This window comes from Noviherbaspirillum denitrificans, assembly GCF_002211445.1.
In the GTDB taxonomy this organism is placed as follows: domain Bacteria; phylum Pseudomonadota; class Gammaproteobacteria; order Burkholderiales; family Burkholderiaceae_D; genus Noviherbaspirillum; species Noviherbaspirillum denitrificans.
Genome location: NZ_LSTO01000001.1, coordinates 4,521,439 through 4,538,168, shown reverse-complemented (window position 1 = coordinate 4,538,168; position 16,730 = coordinate 4,521,439). Strand labels below are relative to the sequence as shown.

The 16,730-nt window shown below is 63.4% G+C and carries 12 protein-coding genes; 3 read left to right on the top strand and 9 right to left on the bottom strand.

What is annotated here, in order from left to right; all coding sequences use genetic code 11:
• Window positions 1-244: 244 nt before the first annotated feature.
• From AYR66_RS21975 to gcl, 4 genes are read right to left on the bottom strand one after another with little or no spacing between them, the layout of a single operon-like run.
• A complete protein-coding gene (locus AYR66_RS21975) occupies window positions 245-1,510 on the bottom strand; it encodes a glycerate kinase type-2 family protein (RefSeq protein WP_088709280.1) in 1,266 nt (421 codons plus the stop codon).
• Between the two features lie 28 nt (window positions 1,511-1,538).
• The gene (gene glxR, locus AYR66_RS21970; RefSeq protein WP_170942339.1) at window positions 1,539-2,447 is read right to left on the bottom strand and encodes a 2-hydroxy-3-oxopropionate reductase; all 909 of its coding nucleotides are present in this window, start codon (window positions 2,445-2,447) and stop codon (window positions 1,539-1,541) included.
• A gap of 10 nt (window positions 2,448-2,457) precedes the next feature.
• Window positions 2,458-3,237 carry a hydroxypyruvate isomerase gene (hyi, locus tag AYR66_RS21965; protein WP_088709278.1) on the bottom strand — a complete coding sequence of 260 codons (780 nt, stop codon included), beginning with the start codon at window positions 3,235-3,237 and terminating at the stop codon, window positions 2,458-2,460.
• A 13-nt stretch (window positions 3,238-3,250) separates the two neighbouring features.
• Window positions 3,251-5,026, bottom strand: a complete 1,776-nt coding sequence (gene gcl, locus AYR66_RS21960; RefSeq protein ID WP_088709277.1) for a glyoxylate carboligase — start codon at window positions 5,024-5,026, stop codon at window positions 3,251-3,253.
• Window positions 5,027-5,465: 439 nt separating this feature from the next.
• Between gcl and AYR66_RS21955 the strand changes: the two genes are divergently transcribed.
• A complete protein-coding gene (locus AYR66_RS21955) occupies window positions 5,466-6,383 on the top strand; it encodes a LysR family transcriptional regulator (RefSeq protein WP_088709276.1) in 918 nt (305 codons plus the stop codon).
• A 40-nt stretch (window positions 6,384-6,423) separates the two neighbouring features.
• A complete protein-coding gene (locus AYR66_RS21950) occupies window positions 6,424-7,968 on the top strand; it encodes a sensor domain-containing diguanylate cyclase (protein WP_088709275.1) in 1,545 nt (514 codons plus the stop codon).
• Window positions 7,969-8,016: 48 nt separating this feature from the next.
• Here the strand turns inward: AYR66_RS21950 and AYR66_RS21945 are convergent, their stop codons facing one another.
• A complete protein-coding gene (locus AYR66_RS21945; RefSeq protein WP_088709274.1) occupies window positions 8,017-8,682 on the bottom strand; it encodes a glycine-rich domain-containing protein in 666 nt (221 codons plus the stop codon).
• A gap of 345 nt (window positions 8,683-9,027) precedes the next feature.
• Between AYR66_RS21945 and AYR66_RS21940 the strand changes: the two genes are divergently transcribed.
• Window positions 9,028-11,205 (top strand): CHASE domain-containing protein, encoded by a 2,178-nt coding sequence (locus AYR66_RS21940; RefSeq protein WP_088709273.1) that lies wholly within the window; start codon window positions 9,028-9,030, stop codon window positions 11,203-11,205.
• A gap of 73 nt (window positions 11,206-11,278) precedes the next feature.
• Here AYR66_RS21940 and AYR66_RS21935 read toward each other — a convergent pair whose 3' ends face one another.
• The 4 genes from AYR66_RS21935 to AYR66_RS21920 all read right to left on the bottom strand — a co-directional run bounded on the left by AYR66_RS21935 (window position 11,279) and on the right by AYR66_RS21920 (window position 16,691).
• The gene (locus tag AYR66_RS21935) at window positions 11,279-11,803 is read right to left on the bottom strand and encodes a hypothetical protein (RefSeq protein ID WP_088709272.1); all 525 of its coding nucleotides are present in this window, start codon (window positions 11,801-11,803) and stop codon (window positions 11,279-11,281) included.
• 102 nt (window positions 11,804-11,905) lie between these two features.
• A complete protein-coding gene (locus AYR66_RS21930; RefSeq protein ID WP_088709271.1) occupies window positions 11,906-13,120 on the bottom strand; it encodes an osmoprotectant NAGGN system M42 family peptidase in 1,215 nt (404 codons plus the stop codon).
• A 1-nt stretch (window position 13,121) separates the two neighbouring features.
• Window positions 13,122-14,873 (bottom strand): N-acetylglutaminylglutamine synthetase, encoded by a 1,752-nt coding sequence (gene ngg / locus AYR66_RS21925; RefSeq protein WP_088709270.1) that lies wholly within the window; start codon window positions 14,871-14,873, stop codon window positions 13,122-13,124.
• Window positions 14,874-14,909: 36 nt separating this feature from the next.
• On the bottom strand, window positions 14,910-16,691 hold the full coding sequence (locus AYR66_RS21920; protein ID WP_088709269.1) for an N-acetylglutaminylglutamine amidotransferase: 1,782 nt from the start codon (window positions 16,689-16,691) through the stop codon (window positions 14,910-14,912).
• Between the last annotated feature and the right edge of the window lie 39 nt (window positions 16,692-16,730).

The following is a 16,730-nucleotide window of genomic DNA, read 5'->3' as shown; positions in this document are numbered from 1 at the left end:
GCATGACCAGGCGGGGAGGTTGACGCGGGCGGTGAGTGTGTTTGAGTTGGGGGTGGGGCGAAAGGCGGGGCTACTGACAGCAGGATAATGCTCCCCCTCCGTCATTCCCGCGAAGGCGGGAATCCAGCGTCGTTTGCTACTCATCTACGATAGTCGCATCAAGTAAAGACACTGGATTCCCGCCTCCGCGGGAATGACGTGGAACGAACTAAGGCGCAAATGGCTTGGAGCCCGCACCCAAACTTCACACAATCAGCATCGCCCGGAAATCATTCACATTCGTCCGCGTCGGCCCCGTCACCACCAGATCCCCCAGCGCACTGAAGAACCCGTACCCGTCATTGTTGTCGAGCATCGCCCGCGCCCGCAGTCCGAGTTCCTCGGAGCGGGCGATCGAATCAGGCTGGTAAACCGCCCCCGCATTGTCCTCCGAGCCGTCGATGCCATCCGTATCGCAGGCAATCGCATGCACACCCGGTTGGCCATTCAAGGTCGCCGCGAGGCTGAGCAGGAATTCTGCATTGCGCCCGCCGCGTCCCTTGCCGCGCACCGTCACGGTGGTTTCGCCGCCGGAAATGATGACGCAGGGTTTGTCGAAAGGCTGGCCGCGCAGCGCGACTTGGCGTGCCAGTGCCGCATGCACCATCCCCACGTCGCGCGCCTCGCCTTCCATCTCGTCGGACAGGATATGGGGCGTCACGCCGGCGGCCTGGGCCACGGCAGCCGCTGCTTCCAGCGCCTGCTGCGCGGTCGCGATCACGTGATGCGTATTGCGGGCAAAGCGGGGCTCATCCGGCTTGGGCGTCTCGCCTGCACCGGACGTCAAATGCCGCTCCATGTTCTCCGGTACCTCGATCCTGTACTTGCGCAGGATGGCGAGCGCGTCCGCGCAGGTGGTGGGATCGGGCAGCGTCGGGCCGCTGGCGATCACGCCCGGGTCGTCGCCCGGCACGTCGGAAATCAGCAGCGTGACCACCCTCGCCGGCGCGCAGGCGAGCGCCAAGCGGCCACCCTTGATCGCGGAGAAGTGCTTGCGCACGCAATTCATTTCGGAAATCGTGGCGCCGCTCTTGAGCAGGGCCTTGTTGACCGCCTGCTTCTGCTCCAGCGTGATGCCCTCGGCCGGCAAGGCCAGCAGCGCGGAACCGCCGCCGGAAATCAGGCACAGGACAAGGTCGTCTTCCGTCAGGCCGCGCACCATGTCCATGATGCGCCCCGCCGCGCGCCGTCCCGCTTCGTCTGGAACCGGGTGCGCCGCCTCGACGACCTCGATGCGGCGGCAATCGGTGCCGTGGCCGTAACGGGTGACAACCAGCCCGGAGAGGTCTCCCTGCCAATGGTCTTCCACCGCCTTGGCCATCGCCGCCGCGCCCTTGCCCGCGCCGATGACAAGGGTGCGCCCCTTCGGCGGTTCAGGCAGGAAAGGCGGAAGACATTTACCGGCGCTGACGGCGGCAGTGGCGGCGGAAAACATGTCGAGCAATAACTCGCGGGCTTTGGTCGGATGCATGGCGCTTGTCCTTGTGAATCGGGCTATTTTACGCGCTGGCGATCTGATGGTTGGACATCAGTTCGATCGCGCGGCACAGCGCCGAATGGTCAAGCCCGCTCATGCCGTTGGCGGCGCAGGCGTTCATCAGTTCCTGCGCGGTGGCGGTGTTGGGCAGCGACACGCCGAGTGCCTTGGCGCCCTGCAGCGCCAGGTTCAGGTCCTTCTGGTGCAGCTCGATGCGGAAGCCCGGATTGAAGGTGCGCTTGACCATGCGCTCGCCATGCACTTCGAGGATGCGCGACGAAGCGAAACCACCCATCAGCGCCTGGCGCACGCGCGCCGGATCGGCGCCCGCCTTCGATGCGAACAGCAGCGCTTCGGCCACGGCCTGGATGTTGAGCGCGACGATGATCTGGTTCGCGACCTTGGTCGTCTGTCCGTCGCCGTTGCCGCCGACCAGCGTGATGTTCTTGCCCATCAGTTCGAACAGCGGCTTGACGTCGTTGAACGCGCTTTCCGAGCCGCCGACCATGATGGTCAGCGATGCGGCCTTGGCGCCGACTTCACCGCCTGATACCGGTGCGTCGAGGTATTCGCAACCGAGCGCGTTGATGCGCCTGGCGAAATCCTTGGTGGCGATCGGCGAGATCGAGCTCATGTCGATCACGATCTTGCCCTTCTCCAACCCCTTGGCCACGCCATGCTCGCCGAACAGCACCGCCTCCACGTGCGGTGTGTCAGGCACCATGACGATGATGACGTCGGCGCGCTTGGCAACTTCCTCGCCGGACGTGCAGACGGTAGCGCCGCCTTCGATCAGGTCGAAGGGCGGGTTCTTCGTGTCATGCAGATAGAGCTTGTGGCCGCCCTTTTGCAGGTGTCCCGCCATGGGTGCGCCCATGATGCCGAGGCCGATGAAACCGATTTTTGCCATTGTGTTCTCCGTGTCTTGAATATCTGTTGTCTCAAATCCCGTGCTCGGTGCGCCAGCCCAGTCCCTCGACCGTCCCCGCGCGCGGCTTGTACTCGCAGCCGATCCAGCCGTCGTACCCCGCCTCGTCCAGCATCTTGAACAGGTACCGGTAATTGATCTCCCCGGTCCCCGGCTCGAAGCGTCCCGGGTTATCCGCCAGCTGGATGTGCTTGATGATGTCCAGGTTGGCCTTGATGGTGTTCGCCAGTTCGCCTTCCATGCGTTGCATGTGGTAGATGTCGTACTGCACGTAGAGGTTGCTCGAGCCGGTCGCCTTGATGAGGTCGATCGCCTGCTGCGTGCGCGTCAGGTAGAAGCCCGGGATGTCGTAGCTGTTGATCGGCTCGACCAGCAGGCGGATCTTGTGTTCCTGCAGCATGTCCGCCGCGTATTTCAAATTGCTCACCGTGGTCGCATGCACCGTATCCGCATCCGCCCCTTGCGGCACCTTGCCGACCAGGCAGTTGAGCTGCTTCACGCCCAGCACCTTGGCGTAACGGATCGCCTCGTCCACGCCTTCGCGGAACTCGTTCACGCGGTCAGGGTGGCAGGCGATGCCGCGCTCGCCGGCTTCCCAGTTCCCGGCCGGCAGGTTGTGCAGCACCAGGTCGAGCTGGAAGGTGTTCAGCTTGTCGGCGATCTGGTCCGCGTGGAAGGCATACGGGAACAGGAACTCCACGCCGCGGAAGCCCGCGCGGGCCGCCGCTTCGAAACGGTCCATGAAGGGATGCTCGTTGAAGAGCATCGTGAGGTTGGCCGCCAGTTTTGTCATCGCTCTCTTCTCCTTAATCCAGCAGGGCAATCGCTGTCGGCGCATGGTCCGGCGAGCTTGCCAGTTCTTCGAATTCGTTGATGTTGTTGATCTCGGTGCCCATCGAAATATTCGTCACGCGCTCGAGGATGATCTCGACCACCACCGGCACCTGGTACTGGCGCATCCAAGAACGCGCCTGGCCGAAGGCATCCTGGATGTCTTCCGCGCGCCGCACGCGGATCGCCTTGCAGCCGAGTCCTTCGGCGACGGCGACGTGGTCGACGCCATAGCCTTCCAGTTCCGGCGCGTTGATATTCTCGAACGCGAGCTGCACGCAGTAATCCATGTCGAAACCTCGCTGCGACTGGCGGATCAGGCCGAGGTAGGAGTTGTTCACCACCACGTGCAGGTAGGGCAGCTTGAACTGTGCGCCAACCGCAAGCTCCTCGATCATGAACTGGAAGTCGTAGTCACCCGAGATCGCCACGATCGGGCGGTCCGAATCGGCGGCACGCACACCGAGCGCGGCCGGCACCGTCCAGCCGAGCGGCCCCGCCTGGCCGCAGTTGATCCAGTTGCGCGCCTTGTACACATGCAGGAACTGCGCGGCGGCGATCTGCGACAGGCCGATGGTGGTGACGTAGCAGGTATCGCGTCCGAATGCGCGGTTCATTTCTTCGTACACGCGTTGCGGCTTGATCGGCGCATTCTCGAAATGCGTCCTGCGCAGCATGGTGCGCTTGCGTTCCTGGCACTGCGACACCCAGGACTTGCGGCACTGCAGCTTGCCCGCGGCCTTCCACTCCTTCGCGACTTCGACGAACAGCTTCAGCGCCGCGCCCGCATCGGACACGATGCCGAAATCCGGGCCGAACACACGGCCGATCTGCGTCGGTTCGATATCGACATGCACGAACTTGCGGCCCTTGGTGAACACATCCACCGAGCCGGTATGCCGGTTCGCCCAGCGGTTGCCGATGCCGAGCACGAAATCCGATTCGAGCATGGTCGCGTTGCCGTAGCGGTGGCTGGTCTGCAGGCCGACCATGCCCGCCATCAGCGGATGGTCATCGGCAATCGCGCCCCAGCCCATCAGGGTCGGGATCACCGGCACGTTCACGATCTCGGCGAATTCCACCAACAGCGCCGCCGCATCCGCATTGATGATGCCGCCGCCGGCGGTAATCAGCGGGCGCTCCGCATCATTGAGCATCGCCAGCGCCTTCTCGACCTGCGCGCGGGTTGCGGCGGGCTTGTACACCGGCAAGGGTTCGTAGGTCTCAGGATCAAACTCGATCTCGGCCATCTGCACATCGAACGGCAGGTCGATCAGCACCGGCCCCGGACGGCCGGAGCGCATCAGGTGGAAAGCCTGCTGGAACACTCGCGGCACCAGCGCCGGCTCGCGCACGGTCACGGCCCACTTCGTCACCGGCTTGGCGATGGCTTCGATATCGACCGCCTGGAAATCCTCCTTGTACAACCGCGCGCGCGGCGCCTGGCCGGTAATGCAGAGGATGGGGATCGAATCCGCCTGTGCCGAATACAGGCCCGTGATCATGTCGGTACCCGCCGGGCCCGAGGTCCCGATGCACACGCCGATATTGCCCGCCTTCGCGCGGGTATAGCCTTCAGCCATGTGCGACGCGCCCTCCACATGGCGCGCGAGGATATGCTTCACGCCTCCGCGCTTGCGCAGCGCAGCATAAAACGGGTTGATCGCAGCCCCCGGCACACCGAATGCCTGCGCGATGCCTTCCTTCTCCAACACATGCACTGCGGCTTCCGCCGCCGTCATCCTTGCCATAGATCCTCCTGAGAGTGGTGTTTCCGTTGGAAGGATGCTAAAGGCAAACTATAGGTTTGATAAGAACACAAATAATCGCTTTATTCGATACTTGGGGTATGGAATAATGAATTCCCTTCCCTTCAAGGGAAGGGCTAGGGTAGGGATGGTTTTTAAGCAGTTCTCCCCTGTATGCAGCCGAAAAATTTCCTCTCGAAGCGGAAAAAGAAGCGAAATCTGTCTGAGCTCCGAGCTTGCGAGGGCGAGTTATTTCGCTTCCCGCTTCGGGAGGGAATTTTTCGGGTACCCCGCAGGGGCTGCGTACCGGGGTCGCCTTCTTTTGATTACTTTTCTTGGCGAGACAAGAAAAGTAATTGGCCCGCCGGGGCCAGTCCCGGCTAGCTTCCACGGAGAACCTACCGACCAGGGTCACCGAAGAGCCAAAAAGGAACACGACCACATGGACAAATTCAAGCAAATCGAAGCCTTCGTAGAAGTCATCGAAAAAGGCAGCCTAGCCAAAGCCGCCCTCGAACAAGACATCACCCCCGTCATGCTGGGCCGCCGCATAGACGCCCTCGAAAAGCGCCTGGGCGTCAAGCTGATGCACCGCACCACCCGCCACCTCACACTGACGGAAGAAGGCACCGTCTTCCTCGACCACTGCCGCAAGCTCCTCGACGACCTCGACTCCGCCGAAAAAATCGTCTCCGAAGGCCGCCACAAGGCCACCGGCCACCTGATCGTCTCCGCCCCCGCCGCCTACGGCCGCAAGCACGTCGCCCCGCACGCCCCCGCCTTCCTGAAGGCGAACCCGGAAGTCCGCATCTCCTTCAACCTCACCGACCGCGTGGTCGACCTGGTGCGCGAAGGCTACGACGTCGGCATCCGCATCGGCGGCGCGATCGACCCCAACTTCGTCGCGGTGAAACTGGCCGGCAACCGCCGCGTGGTGTGCGGCACGCCCGCCTACTTCGACAAGCACGGCATTCCGCGCACGCTAGCCGACCTCGAACAGCACAACTGCCTGTCCTTCAACCTGCAGGGCGGCCAGCAGCGCGGCTGGTATTTCCAGCAGAACGGCAAGCCGGTGACGATCAAGGTCGACGGCAACCTCGACTGCAACGACGGCGAACTGCTGCACCGCTGGGCCTGCGAAGGCCTCGGCCTGGCGTGGCGCTCGACCTGGGAAATCCAGCCGGAACTCGCCGCCGGCCAGCTCATCACCGTGCTCGACGAATACGCGCTCGACAACTACGACATCATGGCCGTCTACCCGCGGCAGCGGCACCTGCCGGCGAAAATCCGCTTCTTCATCGACATGCTCAAGGCGGTGTACGCGCAACCCGGTTACTGGAACAGGCCGCAAAACTGGTAACCGGCGGCTACAATGAACGGAGACCCCGACGCGCACGACCATGCCCAACCCGATAGCGAAAAGGATGCGCAATACCGCCGCCGCGCTCGCGGCCGTCGCTGCCTCCGCCTACTTTGCCTATGATTTTCGCTGGCAGCAGGGCATAGTCGAGCTGGAAGAGGAAGCCGCAAGCAGGCTCGATGTAGCGTCAGCCGCGGTGTTCGCCCCGACGCAGAAATTCGGTTACCTGCCGGAGTTGCTTGCAGACCATCCCGTCGTCGTCAACGCGCTGCGCCATCCCCAGGACCGCCAACGCGCCAGGGAAGCCAGCCGCTACCTCGAACGCGTCAACGCCAGCGCGCAGGCAGCGGTCGTCTACCTGATTGACGGGGAAGGCCGCACCATTGCGGCCAGCAATGCCGATGCGGTGGACAGTTTCATCGGCCGCAATTACGCCTTCCGCCCCTATTTCCAGAACGCGATCGCCAACGGCAAGGCTACCTTCTACGGCATCGGCGCCACCAGCCTGCTGCCCGGTTATTACGTCGCCCAGGCGGTACGGGAGGGCGGTCGCACGCTGGGTGTTGCCGTCGTCAAGGTGGACATGACACAGCTCGACCAGGAATGGCAGCGCAACGAGGATGAAGTCGCGGTGACCGACGACAACGGCATCATCTTCCTCAGCACGCGCCCGGACTGGAAGTACCGGCCCATGGTTTCGCTCCATGCCGAGGCGCTGGACGAAATCAAGCGCTCGCGCCAGTACGGCACGATGCTCAAGCCGCCGCTGCCGATGCGCACCGTGCGTACGTTGCACGGCAACGAGGCGGTTGTATCGATCGTCGGGGATGGCGGCAATGGCGTGCGCTTCTTCGTGCGGTCGCGGCCGGTGGAAGGATCGGGATGGAACATCAGCGTCTTCATCCCGCTGTCGGAAGTGGAAGCGCGGGCCTGGCGCGTCGCGTTCTCCACCTCCGGCGCGATCGGCCTGATCCTGATGACCCTGATGATGCTCGCCCAGGCGCATGCCCGCGCCGAAGAGCGCGAGAGCGCGCGCCAGGCGCTGGAGAAGAAGCACAGCGAACTGCAGGCGCTGAGCGAGGAGCTGCGCGCGGCATCGATCACCGATCCGCTGACGGGCGCGTACAACCGCCGCTTCTTCTTCGAATCAGTGCCGAAAATCGTCAGCACCGCCAACCGCCATCACGTCCCGCTTTCCATCGTCACCATCGACGTCGACCACTTCAAGCGCATCAACGACATGTACGGGCACCCGGCGGGCGACAAGGTGCTGCAGGCACTGACCGTCCTCTGCAAGGAGTCGCTGCGCGAGTCCGATGTGTTCTGCCGCTTCGGCGGCGAAGAATTCATCATGGCCCTGCCCAATACCGATGCCGAGGCCGCCGCGCAGGTGGCGGAACGGCTGCGCGTGAGGGTGTCGGCGCATGCGGTCGAGATCAAGGGCATGCCCGGAGGCATCACGGTGAGTTGCGGGGTGTCGCAGTATCGCGAGGGGGAACAGGGAATCGAGGCGGCGCTCAGGCGAGCAGACGATGCGCTTTACGTGGCAAAAAACGAGGGGCGCAACCGGGTCGTCGTGCGATGAAAAAAGCCCGCGTCGCGGGCTTTTGGCAAGGAAGGTGTGTTTGCGGTATCAGCTCGCCAGCGAGGCGCGAGGCCTATCCAGCGACGGGCGGCCCTTGCCGGTGACGACACCGCAGTAGGCCGGCCCCGCTGCGCCGCAGTAGGCGGAGGCCTGCTTCGACGCGGCACCGCAGTAGGCGGACTCCGCAGCGGCCACGCCACAATACGCGGCATCCCTTCTCTCCGACGCCGCGCCACAATAGGCCGCCGACACCGTGTCCGATGCCGCACCGCAGTAAGACGCTGCGGCGACACCGCAATAGGCGGCATCCTGTGCCGTGGCGCCGCCGAATTCCTCGCGGTACAGGGCGCGCGTGCGATCCGACGCCTGCGCCAGGTTCGCGGCATCCTCCGCGTCACGCATGCCGAAGTATGGGAAGTGGTGCAGGAAGTAGCCGAACACGTTCTGGCAATCTTCCGCATACTTCATCGTGTCCAGGATGTGCGCGTGCCAGAACTTGTCCACGTTCTTGTCCGGCACGATCGCTTCCTCCGGGTATTTCGCGACCAGCGCCAGGAAGCGCTTGTATTCCAGTTCCTGGCGGTCGGCCTCCTCCCGCGACCAGCCATAGCCCTCGTTGACGTCCATCAGCTTGAACTTGATCGGGTCAAGGTCAAGCGAGAAAACGGCTTCAACGATCTGTTCCGGTGTCTTTTTTTGCGCATGCAGTTTCATTGTTCTTCACCTTTCGATTCTGTTGAAATGACAACCCCCTCCAGAAAAGGCGCTATCCTGAGCAAATTGCCATCAAGCACCCTTTCGGACGTCGAATGTAGCATGCGCAAGTCATTGCATTTTTATAACATAATTGATGAAGATCAAATTTCCTGTAAGGCAGGCGTAAAGCGCGCCGGCAGCCTGAAACAATAGGCTGCAGTCTTGCAGGGCTGGCCGCGCCACGCCTGCTTCCAATCGAGAACCTTGTCCAAAGCAAATTAGTTATACACTGCCGATAGTCCGCCGCAATCCGCGACAGCAAGCCGGAAAGGCGCACCACACACTCGTTTCGTCATTGCAACAATGCACATCTCCCGACGCTTTGTCCGGTCCTTGTTCGGCTCTACCGCATGGTGGATCGGTGTCGCGTCGTCGCTCGTGCTGTGCCTGCTGGTCGAGCAGGCAATCACGAACCGGAGCCGGGCCGAGTTCGAATACCACGTCGACAATGCCCAGCTTGCCGTCCAGAATCGGGTCCACTCCTATATCGACGTACTGCGCGGCGCGGCGGCCCTGTTCTACACCGCCGACGACCTCACGCGCGAACAATTTCATGCCTACGTGAGGGAACTGAACCTGGAGAAAAGCTTCCCGGGCATTACCAACCTCAACTTTGCCCGCCGCGTCACGCGCGAAGAAAAGCAGGCATTCGAAGCCGCGGTCCGCGCCGACACGCGGGTCGACAGCCACGGCTATCCGGATTTCAATGTCCGTCCCGCCGGCGACCGCCCCGAGTACCACGTCCTGACCTATATCGAGCCGATGGAAACCAACCTCGTCTCCTTCGGTTTCGACATCGCCTCCAACCCGGCCGTCGCCAATTCCCTGGAAGTGTCGCGCGACAGCGGCCGCCTCGCGTCCTCGGGACGCCTGATCCATATCAGCGGACCCTTCCGGCACATCGGCCTGGCGATGCGCATGCCCCTGTACCACCGAGGCATGCCGACCCGCACGATCGCCGAACGGCAAAAGGCCTACTTCGGCTCGGTGGGGGCCGGCTTCGATATCGGCAAGCTGATGAAAGGCGCGGTCGACAACAACACCCTGAAGCGCATGCGGGTGCGCCTGTACGATGCCGGCCGTGGCGACGGGTCGGCGACGCCCGAGAGCCTGCTGTTCGACAGCAGCGCCACGCCTGATGGCAGGTATGCCGACGTGCCCTATGGCTCGTCGTCGGAACTGTTCGTCAAGCGGATCTCGATGAGCGTCGGCCCGCGCGTGTGGACCGCCGAATTCTCTGCCTACAAGTCATCCATGATGAACCGGCTCGAGTTCTACCTGCCCTGGCTGGTGCTCATCACCGGACTGGCAGCCTCGCTGCTGCTGTACGGCGTTTATTACTCGCTGACCACCGCGCGCCGGCGGGCGGTGGAACTTGCGCGGGAAATGACCAAGGACCTGCGCGCCAGCGAAGCCAGCCTGGCCGAAGCACAGCACATGGCGCGCCTGGGCAGCTGGGTGCTGCATCCGGACGACGGCAGCATGTCGTGGAGCGCGGAAACCTACCGCCTCTTCGCCATGGACCGTTTCAACGAAACGCCGGCGCGAACCGATTTCCTGAACCGAATCCACGAGGCTGACCGGGCGCATATCCGGGAAGGACTGGAGAAATGCCTGGCAACCGGCATGGAATTCGATACGGAACACCGCATTACGCAGCTCGACGGTTCTGTGCTCTGGGTGCACACCATATGCCGCCTCAGCACGAACGGCGATGCACCGCTGCTGCGCGGCACGATCATGGATGTCACCGAGCGCAAGCAGACCATGGAAGCGCTGAAGCGTTCGCAGGAGCTGCTGCGCGAGCTGACCGCCCACCAGGACCGCGTGAAGGAAGACGAACGCAAGCGCATTGCACGCGAGATCCACGATGAACTCGGCCAGACGCTGCTTGCATTGCGCATCGACGTATCGATGCTCGATGCCCGTACCGGCCGCTCGCATCCGCGCTTGAACGAAAAGGTGCGCGAGGCGCTGCATCACATCGACGCGACGGTGAAGACCATCCGCACCATCATCAACAACCTGCGCCCCGCAGTGCTCGACCTCGGCCTGAACGCCGCGATCGAATGGCAGGTGGCGGAATTCCGCCGCCGCTCCGGCATCGCCTGCGAACTGCACGTGAGCGAACAGGAAATCGTGGTCGACGACATGCGGGCAACTTCGCTGTTCCGCATCTTGCAGGAATCCCTGACCAATGTGATCCGCCATTCAAAGGCGACCCGCGTCGTGATCGAGCTGTACCAGGACGACAACCGCGTCGTCATGAAGATCACGGACAACGGCATCGGCATCTATCCGGAAACCCGCCAGTCGTCCAACTCCTTCGGCCTGGTCGGCGTGGAAGAACGCATCCATGCGCTCGACGGCGAGTTCATCATTACCAGCGCGCCCGGCAAGGGCACCACGCTGACAATCTACATTCCGCTGGCCAGCGGCGGCCGGGACCTCTACGACTTCAAGCTGGTCGACAGCCGGTAGACTGCTTCTCCTCCACTCAAAGAAAACGCCCCGTGCTGTTGAGGCACGGGGCGTTTCCGTTACACGGCCGTGATTAACGTGCTTCCGCAATCTTGCCGAGCGCCACACTGAGCGCGGCGCCGCCCAGCGTCTTTCCTGCCGCCGGATCGACGGCGAAGAACTCGCTCATGCGATCGATGACGGATGCATCTTCCTGCGCCGCACCGCGTGCGAGCCGGCGCACGACATCGACGTCAAGGTCTTGCACCAGCGCGGCATCAATCGGCACTGCGGGACTGCCGCTGCCGTTGGCGGCCCTCGGCAACTGGCCGTCATCGATCAGCGGCTTGAGCACCGCCGGGCTCGCGCCGTCGATCAATTGCCTCAGCATCGACACCCGCAGCTCGTCCGAGCCGCGCTCGAATGCTTCGCCCACCATGTCTTCGAAAGGAGGCGTTTGCTCCGAGTGCATCGCTTCGGCGAGACCGGTTGTCACATGCTCGGCCGGCACATGCTGCGCAACGGCCACGAAATCCTGCTCGACCTTTTGCACGGAATGGACACCGGTTTCGGCTGCGTACTGTTGCAGCACTGCACTCACATCGTTTTCTCGACTCATCGTTTCTCCTTGTTAAAACGCGACACCGGCAAGTCACCGGTGCCAGCCTATAAGGTGGAGAAAGCCTGACTTAGTTCGCAGATAACGAAAATTTCATATCGATCAAACATCGGGGGCGGGTTTCTGCGCGCCGAGCTGCACCAAGTCGCCCACATCCTGTCGCGGCACGTCAACCTGCTGCAACTGGTCTGCATCGAGCTGGTGCGAAAAGTTCTCGACCGAATCCAGCATTTCCTGCCGGTCCTCCGCCAGCGTCGGCCCGCTCTGGATGTACAGCGTCAGCAATTCCGCCAGGTGCACCAGGACGGACAGATGCGTGCGCTCGTAGCCATGCGAGGCATCGGCGCCGAAGCACAGCAGCGCGGTACGCACATCGCGCCCCGCGTTCACCGCCGCGCCGGCGTCGGAGTGATAGAAGCGGAACACATCGCGATTGAACGGAATGCCGTGGTCGCCGCACAGTTTCAGCAGGCGGCGCGTGAGGTGGTAGTCATGCGGCCCCGCGGAATCCATCAGCGGAATGGTGACGCCATGTTCACGCGCCCCCTGCCCCGCGGCCACCGGGCCGATGTCGACGCCGATCACCTCGCTCACGTCATCCATGATCACCGCGCGCGCCCCCGAGCCCACCTCTTCGGTCAGCGTGAACACGGCATGGCAATCCATCGGCACCCTCGCCCCCGCATCGACGACCGCCTTCATCGCAGCGAGGACCGCGGCAACGCCGGCCTTGTCGTCGAGATGGCGCGACACGACGTAATCGTTCGGCAGCCATTCGGGATTGGCGTCAAAGGCGACGAAATCGCCGATCTGTATGCCGAGCGCAAGCACATCGGCGGCGGACGAGACAGGTTCGTCGATGCGCAGCTCCAGCTGGTCCCAGCTGACCGGCTGGGTATCGATGGCTTCGTTGAACACATGGCCGGATGCGAGCAGCGGCAGCACCGATCCGCGGCAGCGCCCGTTCTCCATGAACAGCGTAACCCGGCCGCCTTCCGCCCAGCGGCTCGACCAGGTCCCTACCGGCATCAGCGCGAGCCTGCCATTGGGTTTGATCTCGCGCACCATCGCGCCCAGCGTGTCGAGGTGCGACACGATCGCGCACGCCGGGCTGGACTTGCGCCGCTCCGGCATGCTCCTGCGCAGGATGGCGCGGATCGTGCCGCGCCGCGTCAGCTCGTAGGGCACGCCCATCGCGTCGAGTCGGCTTCCGGTGTAATGCACGACCTCATCGGTCAGACCGGTCGGGCTCGGAATGGCCAGCAGCTCGAGCAGCGTGGTTTTCAGGTAGCCGGCGTCGATGCGGAGTTTGTCCATGTCATGCCTGAGCCGTGGTAAACGGGAACAGCAGGTCGACAAATCGCTGCGCCGTCGGCTGCGGCTCATGGTTCGCCAGCCCCGGCCGCTCGTTGGCCTCGATGATCACGTACTGGTCGGAATCCGGCGACGGCACCAGGAAATCAAGTCCGACGACGGGGATGCGCAGCGCCCGCGCCGCCGTTTCCGCAACCTCCCGCAGGACCGGGTGCAGTTCGGCCGTGACATCGTGGATAGTGCCGCCCGTGTGCAGGTTCGCCGTCTTGCGCACCGCCACCGCGCGCCCTGCGTCCAGCACTGAGTCATAATCCAGCCCCTGCGCAGCGAGGCAGCGTTCCGTCTCGCCATCGACCGGAATCCGGCTCTCACCACCGGTCGCGGCCGCACGCCGCGCGCTCTGCCGTTCGATCAGCTGCGCCACGGTGGATGTGCCGTCGCCGACGATCTCCGCCGGTTTGCGTATTGCGGCAGCAACCACCTTGTAGCCGATCACGACGATACGCAAATCCTGCCCCTGGCAGAATTCCTCGATCACCACATGCCCGCCTTCCTTCGCCGCGCGCGCAATCGCCTCGGCGAGATGTTCCTCGGTGCGCACATCCACGCTGATGCCCTTGCCCTGTTCGCCCAGTGCCGGCTTGACGACGACGGACCCGCACTCCTGCAGGAATTCCGCATTGGCCGCAGGATCGCCCGCGACAATCTGCTTCGGCACGCGCAGTCCGACCGAAGCCAGCCTGCGCGAGGTCAGCACCTTGTCCTGGCACCAGGTCATCGCCACGCCGCCGGTCAGTTCCGTCAGCGATTCGCGGCACAGGAATTCATGGCCGGCATTGCGCAGCTTGAAGATACCCGCCGCCGCATCGATCACCTCGACGCTGATGCCGCGCCGCCGTGCCTCGTTGATGATGATCATCGCGTAGGGATTGAGCCCGCCGAAATCGTTGCTCTCGACGAACAGCTTTTCGTTGATCGCGTTCTTGTTCTTCACCACGAAGCCGATCGCCTGCTCGAAGCCGAGCTTGCGGTAGAGGCTGATTGCCGGTTCGTTGTCATGCAGCACCGACAGGTCGAGGAACTTGCGTCCTTTCGCTGTGAAGTGGGCGATCAGGTAATTCACCAGCGCCTGGCCCGCGCCGCTCAGCCCGGTCTGCGGATCGACCGCAAGGCACCAGAGGCTGCAGCCGCCCTCGGCATCGCCAAAGGCTTCCACGTGGTCGACGCCCATCGCGGTGCCGACGATTTCGCCGGTGCGATCATCTTCGGCGATGATGAACTGGACCGCTTCGGAATGGCGCTGCCGCCACACCGTCTGCTGCTCCACCGGCACCATGCCGCGCATGCTGTACAGGCGGTTGATGGCGGCGACGTCGGCGCGCGTCGTCAGCGGACGCACGACGATGCCCGCCGCCTGCGCCTCTTCGGGCATCGCGCCCAGCGGCCTGCGGAAGATCAGCGACGGATCGAGGAACAAATGCGACGGCGCCTCGCCCAGCACCAGCTGCGGCGATTCGACGTGCAGCGCGATGTCGCGCTTGCCGGGTTCCTCTTCGCGCAGTGCCTGTGCCAGGACCTGCGGCGATTCGAAGGAAGGCCCGTACAGCAGCCGTCCCCAGCCGCAATCAATGAAGGCATTCGACCGGCAGGCCGCTGTCGACTCCTGCGGAATGGGTGTGCCGTCATCCGCATGCTGGAACAGCGCAGGATGAAGGCGGCTTGCATTGATGGAAGGATCATGCGGTGAAACGCTCATGACGCGCTCCTATGAAAATGGATTGAATCGAACGGGTCAGAGACCGTTTGTTTGAAGCCAGGCTTCGAGCAAGGCAAGCTGCCAAAGCTTCGAGCCGCGCAGCGGTGTGAGATGGTTGTCCGGCGATTCGAGCATGTGCTCGACCGCCTCGCGCCGGAAGAGTCCGCGTTCGCGCGCCGCCCGGGTATCGAGTGTGTCGCGCACGAACTGCAGGAAATCGCCGCGCAGGTATTTCAGTGCCGGCACCGGGAAATAGCCTTTGGGCCGGTCAATGACTTCCGCCGGGATGATCGATCGCGCCGCTTCCTTGAGCACATGCTTGCCGCCATTGGCGACCTTGTGCCGCGCAGGGATGCGCGCGGCCAGCTCGACCAGGTCGTGGTCCAGGAAAGGCACACGCGCCTCGAGGCCGAACGCCATCGTCATGTTGTCCACGCGCTTGACAGGGTCGTCCACCAGCATCACCGTGGTGTCGATACGCAGCGCGCGATCGATGGCACTGTCGGCGCCTGGCCTGGAAAAATGCCTTTCGAGGAAAGCGCCGCTGGCGTCGCCGATGCGGATGGAAGGATCGAGCAGTCCGCACAGTTCCTCGTGGCTGCGGTCAAAGAACACGCGCTTGTAGAGGTCGATGCCGGCATCCGCATCGGCAACATCGGTCAGCGGCGGATACCAGTGATACCCGGCGAATACTTCATCCGCGCCCTGCCCGCTCTGCACCACCTTGGTATGGCGCGACACGGCCTGCGACAGCAGGTAGAACGCGACACAGTCATGGCTCACCATCGGTTCAGCCATCGCGGCGATCGTATCGGGCAAGGCCGACAGCAAGTCGCCGGCCGGGATGTGCAGCTTTTCGTGCACGGTGCCGTAATGGCTGGCGATCAGGTCGGAGTAACGGTATTCATTGCCCTCCTCGCTGCCGACCGACTCGAAGCCGATGGAGTAGGTGCGCAAGCCGACCGTGCCGGCTTCCGCCAGCAGACCTGTGATCAGGCTGGAATCGAGGCCACCGGACAGCAGCACGCCGACCGGCACATCCGACACCAGGCGGCGCTTGACCGACAGGCGCAACGTGTCGAGCACATCCGACTTCCAGTCGTCGAAGCTGCGCCGCTCATCCTCTTCGCTGCGGTTGAAGTCGAGCCGCCACCATTCCTTGATGCTGCAATCGCCATCCGGCGTCACCTTCATCCAGCAGCCCGGCGGCAGCTTGCGCACGCCCTTGATGATGGTGTGCGGCGCCGGCACGACCGCGTGAAAGCTCATGTAGTAATGCAGCGCCTCGAGGTCGATCGCAGTGTCGATGCCGCCACCCTTGAGCAAGGCCGGCAGCGAAGACGCAAAGCGCAGGCGTTCGGCATCGCGCGCGTAATAGAGCGGCTTGATGCCGAGCCGGTCGCGCGCGAACCAGGTGTTGCCGCTGTCGCGCTCCCACAGCGCGAACGCGAACATGCCATAGAAGCGCTTGAGCGCCTTCGGCCCCCACGCATGCCAGGCCTTGATGATGACTTCGGTATCTCCGGTCGAGGCGAACTGGTAACCCTTCTCGCGCAATTCGTCGCGCAGTTCGTGATGGTTGTAGATGGCGCCGTTGAACACGATGCCCATGCCGAGCTGGTTGTCGACGAAGGGCTGGTGCGCACGGCTGCTCAAGTCCATGATGGACAGGCGGCGGTGCCCGAAGCAGCGGCTGCCCAGGCTGAAAATACCTTCTCCATCCGGTCCGCGGCGCGACATGCTCTCCGTCATGTCGAGGACCGCACGACTATCTGCGAATTGCTGGTCGAAACGCAATTCCCCGGCAATTCCACACATGAAAGATTTACTCCGGTAAAAAGAAATTCGGCACATGCC